7 protein-coding genes and 2 tRNA genes are annotated in these 6,000 nt (G+C 69.7%); 3 read left to right on the top strand and 6 right to left on the bottom strand.

Annotated features, from left to right (window positions below; all coding sequences use genetic code 11):
• Nucleotides 1-713, bottom strand: a 713-nt coding sequence (locus tag KBY86_RS05735) for a LysM peptidoglycan-binding domain-containing protein (RefSeq protein WP_255140552.1), incomplete at its 3' end; no start/stop codon positions are given.
• Between the two features lie 78 nt (nucleotides 714-791).
• On the bottom strand, nucleotides 792-2,207 hold the full coding sequence (locus tag KBY86_RS05730; RefSeq protein ID WP_399221172.1) for an aldehyde dehydrogenase family protein: 1,416 nt from the start codon (nucleotides 2,205-2,207) through the stop codon (nucleotides 792-794).
• Nucleotides 2,208-2,328: 121 nt separating this feature from the next.
• Here KBY86_RS05730 and KBY86_RS05725 point away from each other — a divergent pair, with 121 nt between their 5' ends.
• The gene (locus KBY86_RS05725) at nucleotides 2,329-2,979 is read left to right on the top strand and encodes an alpha-ketoglutarate-dependent dioxygenase AlkB (protein WP_255140551.1); all 651 of its coding nucleotides are present in this window, start codon (nucleotides 2,329-2,331) and stop codon (nucleotides 2,977-2,979) included.
• Between the two features lie 433 nt (nucleotides 2,980-3,412).
• Here the strand turns inward: KBY86_RS05725 and KBY86_RS05720 are convergent, their stop codons facing one another.
• The 3 genes from KBY86_RS05720 to KBY86_RS05710 all read right to left on the bottom strand — a co-directional run bounded on the left by KBY86_RS05720 (nucleotide 3,413) and on the right by KBY86_RS05710 (nucleotide 3,965).
• Nucleotides 3,413-3,673: a hypothetical protein gene (locus KBY86_RS05720; protein WP_094510017.1), complete on the bottom strand. Its 261-nt coding sequence runs from the start codon at nucleotides 3,671-3,673 to the stop codon at nucleotides 3,413-3,415.
• A gap of 128 nt (nucleotides 3,674-3,801) precedes the next feature.
• Nucleotides 3,802-3,873: transfer RNA gene (locus KBY86_RS05715), tRNA-Thr, on the bottom strand.
• Between the two features lie 10 nt (nucleotides 3,874-3,883).
• Nucleotides 3,884-3,965: transfer RNA gene (locus KBY86_RS05710), tRNA-Tyr, on the bottom strand.
• Between the two features lie 35 nt (nucleotides 3,966-4,000).
• On the opposite strand from KBY86_RS05710, the gene aroQ reads away from it, so the two are divergent.
• Nucleotides 4,001-4,447, top strand: a complete 447-nt coding sequence (gene aroQ / locus KBY86_RS05705; RefSeq protein ID WP_255140550.1) for a type II 3-dehydroquinate dehydratase — start codon at nucleotides 4,001-4,003, stop codon at nucleotides 4,445-4,447.
• Nucleotides 4,444-5,100 (top strand): tRNA-(ms[2]io[6]A)-hydroxylase, encoded by a 657-nt coding sequence (locus KBY86_RS05700; RefSeq protein WP_255140549.1) that lies wholly within the window; start codon nucleotides 4,444-4,446, stop codon nucleotides 5,098-5,100. Before aroQ ends, KBY86_RS05700 begins: the two co-directional genes overlap by 4 nt.
• Before the next feature lie 81 nt (nucleotides 5,101-5,181).
• Here the strand turns inward: KBY86_RS05700 and KBY86_RS05695 are convergent, their stop codons facing one another.
• Entirely contained in the window at nucleotides 5,182-5,769 is a 588-nt protein-coding gene (locus tag KBY86_RS05695; protein WP_255140548.1) for an acireductone dioxygenase, read from the bottom strand.
• Nucleotides 5,770-6,000 lie beyond the last annotated feature (231 nt).

The following is a 6,000-nucleotide window of genomic DNA, read 5'->3' as shown; positions in this document are numbered from 1 at the left end:
TGGGCGGTCGCTGCCGGCGCCGGCCTGGCGGCCACTGGTGCCGGTTTGGGTTGGGGCGTTGCTGGTGCCGGGCGCGCAGGTGCGGGTTTGGCGGCTGCGGGCTTGGGCGGCGCGGGCTTTGCGGCGGCGCGGGCGGGTGCGGGTGTGCTGGCGCGCAGCACCAGGCGGCTGCCGGCCTGGATCTCGTCGGGTTCGGTGAGCTTGTTGAGCGCCATCAGCCGCGACATCGGCACCCCGTAGCGATCGGCGATGCCGGAGAGGGTTTCACCTGGTTGGACGGTGTGTTCGCGGGCGTTCCTGTTCACCGCTGCGGGACGGGCGGCGGCGGGGGCGCCGGGCACCACCAGGCGGGTGCCCTCGGCCACCATGTCAGGGTCGCGGATGCCGTTGAGCTCGATCAGGCGCTGCACCGTGGTGCCCAGCCGGTCGGCGATCTCGGAGAGGGTTTCGCCCGGCTTCACGGTGTAGCTGCCGCGCCCACCAGTGGAAGAGCCGGCGCCGGAGCTGGCTCCACCGGGCACGGTGAGGCGGGTGCCGGCCGTGACCAGATCCGGATCCTTGATGCCGTTCAGCTGCATCAGGCGGTTGAGGGACACGCCATAGCGCTCGGCGATCTCCGAGAGCGTCTCCCCGGGCTTCACCACGTGCTGGGCGGCCAGTCCCGGCAACGGGAGCAGCAGGGCGAGGGCCAGGGCGACGATGGCGCGGCGCATGGGCAACGATCAGCTGGTTGAACCTTAAGGAGAACCCTCTGGCGCGCCAGTCCCCCGGCGCCAAATCGTTGGTCCGGTTCAGCCCATCAGCCGCTTGATCAGGCCGAGACGGTCGCCGTAGGGGGGATAGCGCAGCGGCACATCGAAGCGGAACGGGCGCCGCAGCACGCTGCGCAGGTGCGAAAAGGTGTCGAAGCCCGACTGGCCGTGGTAGCGGCCCATGCCGCTGGGGCCGACGCCACCGAATGGAAGCTCGGGCACCCCCACCTGCATCACCACGTCGTTGAAGCAGACACCCCCCGAACTGGTGCCTGCCAGCACCTGCTCCTGGGCGGCGGCACTGCTGCTGAACAGATAGAGCGCCAGCGGCTTGGCTCCACGCCGCACCCGGGTGATTGCCTCATCCAGCGAAGCCACAGGCAGCACCGGCAGCAGGGGACCGAACAGCTCCTCCTGCATCAGCGGATCGTCGGCCGCATCGACCGCCAGCAGGGTGGGGGCGATGCGCAGGCGCTCCGGATCGATCTGGCCGCCGGCCAGCAGCTGCCCCCGCTGCCGGGCGCCCTCCAGCAGGCCGCACAGCCGCTCGAACTGCGGGCGGTTGACGATGCGGGCCAGATCCGGCGACGCCAGCGGGTCGTCGCCGTAGCAGCGCGTGATCTCCCGCGTCAGCCGCTCCACCAGCGCCGGCCGCACTGAGTCTTCCACCAGCAGATGGTCGGGGGCGATGCAGGTCTGACCGGCGTTGAGCCCCTTGCCCCAGATCAGGCGACGGGCAGTGGTGTCGAGGTCGGCGTCGGCCAGCACGATGGCCGGGCTCTTGCCGCCCAGCTCCAGGGTGACCGGGGTGAGGTGACGCGCGGCCGCCTCCATCACCAGCCGGCCCACCCGGCCGCCGCCAGTGAAGAAAATGTGATCGAAGCGCAGCTGGAGCAGCGCGCTGGCCACAGCTCCGTCTCCTTCCACCACCTGCACCACATCGGGCTCCAGGTGGCGCGCCACCAGCTGGGCGATCAGGGCCGAGGTTTGCGGGGCCTGCTCCGATGGTTTCAGCACGGCGCTGTTGCCCGCCGCCAGCGCACTCACCAGCGGCTGGATGGTGAGTGAGAAGGGGTAATTCCAGGGGCCGATGATCAGCACGCAGCCGAGCGGCTCCGGCATCAGCCGGGCCTGGCCCGGCTTCTGGCTGAGCGGCACCGGCACCGGTCGGGGCGCCATCCAGCGCCGCAGCTGGCGCTGGCAGAGGCGCAGCTCCTGACGCACGGCCACCACTTCGAAGTAGGCCTCCACCGGAGGCTTGCCCAGGTCGGCGGCGAGCGCCGCAAGGATCGCCTCCTCCGCACCATCGAGCAGCGCCGTGAGCCGCGCGAGCTGCTCGCGACGCCAGGCCAGCGGGCGGGTGAGCCCCTGGCTGACCGGCTCACGCAGGCTGTCCACGGCGGGCATGGCCACGGCGGGCATGTCCGCCATGGGCATGGCGGTGGAGGCGGTCATGGGAGCGGGCGAACGAGAATGGCTCCAGCATGGCGGCTGCTACCCGGCCACGGGGCCTGCTGGAGCGGGTGTGGGAGCGGCTGGCGGCCACAGCTCCAGCACGATGGTGAGGGCGAGAAGGATGGAACAGCAACTCAATCTCCTGCAGCCAACGCCGCCGGCCGGCACCCCTCAGACGGTGACGCGGGAAGGACTGGCGTTGCGCTACTGGCCCTTGTGGCTGGCGGATGCGGCGTCCTGGCTGGTTCAGCTGCGGACTGACGTGCCCTGGCGCCAGGAGCACATCACCCTGTTCGGCCGCACCCATCCGATTCCGCGGCTCACCTGCTGGATGGGCGATCCCGGTTGCCACTACGCCTACAGCGGTGTTCACCAGGCGATCGAGCCCTGGACCGCCTCGCTGCAGCAGCTGCGCCGGCAGGTGGAGGCCGCCGCCGGTTGCCGCTTCAACTCCCTGCTGCTCAATCACTACCGCGACGGCAACGACAAGCTGGATTGGCATGCGGACGACGAGCCCGAACTTGATCCCGAGCAACCGATTGCCTCCCTCAGCCTCGGGGCGGCGCGCAGTTTTCGGCTCAAGCTCCGGCAACCTTCCGCAGATGCAGAGTCACCGCTGAGCTTTGAACTGGGCGAAGGCGATCTGCTGGTGATGGATCCACCCACGCAACAGCACTGGTTGCATCAGGTGCCCCAGCGGCGGCGGGTCGCACGTGACCGCATCAATCTCACCTTCCGCGTGATTCGAAGGGGAGCGATTGCACAGCGGTGAGCTCGATCGGGGCGTGTGGTTGCAAGGGTGTTGAGCTGAGTCTTTGGCAGGGACTTCGTGAGTGAGTGCGCCTAGGCATTCGACACCATTTCAATCAACGCCATTGCGGATCGATGGTCGCCCTCTGTGACAAGCAGGCAGGAACCACCACGGATACCTGGCAACGCCAGCAGCGGGCCATCCTCCCCAAGCGATCCCGCCCCAACTCCGCCCGTCGCCCCCACTGGGACGATCCTCCTGCTCCTCTGCGGTTGCAGTGCAAGCGTCGCCATCATGTTGGGGCAGTGGCCTGATGCTGTTCCGGGGTGTACTCAACGCGTGCAGAGACGCAGGGTGCGGTGGGCCGGTGTTGCGCAATCGGTTCTGGCTGAACGCAGCGTGCTGCAGTTGGGGGGTCCGCGTCTTTGGCCGAGGCGGTCAGCCGCGCCGACGGCTACAGCCCCAGCTTGCGCCGCCCCTGCCACATGCCCACGCCGTAGCCGATCGCAGGTAGCAGCAGTGCAGGGCGCAAGGGCAACAGCAGCAGCAGGGCGATCCCCACCAGCCAGGGCAGCAGCAGCAGGCTGCCGAAGGCCAGCTGGCTCAGCCGCGAACGGCGAGCCAGGCTGCCCGAGCGCTGAACCAGCCGAGGCACGCCCTTGCCCAGGCCAAAGCCCAGCAGTGCGGTGAGAACGGTGAGCAGGATCGCGCCCATGGCGGGGTGGCAGCCGTTGGGAGTCTGCCGCCCGGTCGCTCCCGGCGATGGGGACCGCCTGGCCACACCTTGCCAAGGGGATCGGCAGCCCGAAGGTCCAAGTGAATGGCCGGAAAGGGGTGGGAGGAAGCCCTTGACGAGACTTGAACTCGTGACCTCTCCCTTACCAAGGGAGTGCTCTACCGCTGAGCTACAAGGGCATGTGGAAGGTGGGCCGGGTTGGATTTGAACCAACGTAGGCAGAGCCAGCGGATTTACAGTCCGCCCCCATTAACCACTCGGGCACCGACCCGCTCCACCCGAGAAACTTACCAGTCGACCTTCCCCATGCAGCTGCTCGTGCTTCACGGCCCCAACCTCAACCTGCTGGGGCGCCGTGAGCCTGGGCTTTACGGGGTCAGCACCCTGGAAGCCATCAACGCGGCGCTGACGGCCCAGGCAGCGGCGCAGGGGGTGGGCCTGGCCTGTTTTCAGAGCAACCACGAGGGTGCCCTCGTGGACCGCATCCACGAGGCAGCCGGCGTCTGCGACGGCATCGTCATTAACGCCGGTGCCTACACCCACACGTCGATCGCCATCCGTGACGCGCTGCTGGGGGTGGCGTTGCCCTTTGTGGAGGTGCACCTCAGCAACGTTCACGCCCGCGAGCCGTTCCGGCACCACTCCACCCTGGCCGACCGGGCGGTGGGCGTGATCTGTGGCTTCGGGCCCGCCAGCTACAGCCTCGGCCTCGACGGCCTGGTGACCCACCTGCGCGCCCAGGAGCCGGCATGAGCACCACCGCTTCCCTGCCGCTGGCGGCCGGCGTGGCCGGGGCCGCGCCGGCCCGGGTGAAATGGCTGACGGCGCCCAGCAGCGACGCCTGGTTGGAGCAGGCCCTGGCCCACCCCGAGCTGCTGTTGATCGACCATGCCCACTGCGAACGCAAGGCGGCGGGCGTGGCGCTGCAGCTGATGTTCCGCTACCCCTCCGACGGGGAGCTGGCCGCGGTGCTCAGCCCCCTGGCCCGTGAGGAGCTCGAACACTTCGAGCGCGTGCAGGCCCTGCTGGAGCGGCGAGGCCATGCCCTGCGCGCCCTGGCAGCCCCGCCCTACGGCGCCGCCCTGGCCGGCCAGGTGCGGCGGGGCGAGCCGCAGCGCATGCTCGACAGCTTCCTGGTGGCCGGCCTGATCGAGGCCCGCAGCCACGAACGCATGGCCCTGCTGGCTGCCCACAGCCCTGACCCGGAGCTGGCGGCCCTGTACGGCGACCTGCTGGCCAGTGAGGCGCGCCACTTCGGCGTCTACTGGGTGCTGGCTGAAGCGCGCTTCAGTCGCGAAGCCACGGTGGAGCGGCTGGAGCAGCTGGCGCTGGCGGAGGTTCAGGCCCTCACAGGAGTGTTGGCCGATCCAGGGCTGGTTCGGATGCACTCGGTGGGCGTGGCCTGACCCTGGCGGGCGGCAACGCCAGAGGCGTGGCTTTGCAGAGTTGCCAGGCCGCAGGCGTGGCCACGGCCGATTTGCCTGGTCTCAAACGGCGGTCAGCAGTTCGTCGAGCAGGGGGAACCGTTCGGCGATGGCCTCACCGGTGAAGGTGGCCACCCACCCCTCCGGGTTGTCGAAGAAGCGCAGGGCGGCGAAGTGGGGCTCGGGCCCCATGTCAAACCAGTGGGGCGTGCCAGCCGGCACAGAGATCAGGTCGTTGCGCTCACACACCACCTGCAGCACCTCATCACCGAGGTGAAGGCAGAACAGGCCGCGCCCTTCCACGAAGAAGCGCACCTCGTCCTCGCTGTGGGTGTGCTCCGAGAGGAACTTCTGCCGCAGCGCCACCCGATCCGGATGGTCGGGCGTGAGGCGGATCGCATCGACGGTGGGATAGGCGCCGCTGCTCTGCAGTCGGGCGATCTCCTCGGCGTAGAGCGCCAGCAGCGCGTCGGCAGTGGTGGCCTCGCCAGTGGCGGCCCGGGCCGGCCAGCGCTCGAAGCGGATGCCGCGGGCCTCCAGCTCCTGGCGGATCCGGTCGCCGTCGTTGGTGCGCAACGTGGGCGGGCAGGGGGTGGCGGCAGGGGCGGCGCTGCCATCGCTGGGCAGTTGGTGAATGGCCAGCAGAGTCATCGGGGTGCGGCACGGGCGATGGCTCCAGCCTATGGAAGCCCTGCGGGCCGGAGGTGCGGGTTTGTTGCGGCGCCGCCGCAAGGCCTGAGCACGCCACTGGCGCGTGGCCCATGGGCTGAGCCGCTGGCGCCACGGCGTGATGGGATGAACCCCACGGATCTGGTGGCAGCACCCAATGAGCGAGGCCCCCTCGGTGCCCCCAGGCTCCCCCGGTTTTCCCGGCCTGCCAGG

Source organism: Synechococcus sp. Lug-A (assembly GCF_024345655.1).
In the GTDB taxonomy this organism is placed as follows: domain Bacteria; phylum Cyanobacteriota; class Cyanobacteriia; order PCC-6307; family Cyanobiaceae; genus MW101C3.
The sequence above is the reverse complement of the archived record's forward strand: the minus strand, read 5'-3'. Positions and strand labels throughout refer to the sequence as shown.

What these genes read in the sequence shown, in the direction of transcription:
- KBY86_RS05720 (WP_094510017.1), bottom strand. Translation starts at nt 3,673, where the DNA reads ATGGGCGCGATCCTGCTCACCGTTCTCACCGCACTGCTGGGCTTTGGC.
- KBY86_RS05695 (WP_255140548.1), bottom strand. Translation starts at nt 5,769, where the DNA reads ATGACTCTGCTGGCCATTCACCAACTGCCCAGCGATGGCAGCGCCGCC.
- KBY86_RS05700 (WP_255140549.1), top strand. Translation starts at nt 4,444, where the DNA reads ATGAGCACCACCGCTTCCCTGCCGCTGGCGGCCGGCGTGGCCGGGGCC.
- aroQ (WP_255140550.1), top strand. Translation starts at nt 4,001, where the DNA reads ATGCAGCTGCTCGTGCTTCACGGCCCCAACCTCAACCTGCTGGGGCGC.
- KBY86_RS05730 (WP_399221172.1), bottom strand. Translation starts at nt 2,207, where the DNA reads ATGACCGCCTCCACCGCCATGCCCATGGCGGACATGCCCGCCGTGGCC.
- KBY86_RS05725 (WP_255140551.1), top strand. Translation starts at nt 2,329, where the DNA reads ATGGAACAGCAACTCAATCTCCTGCAGCCAACGCCGCCGGCCGGCACC.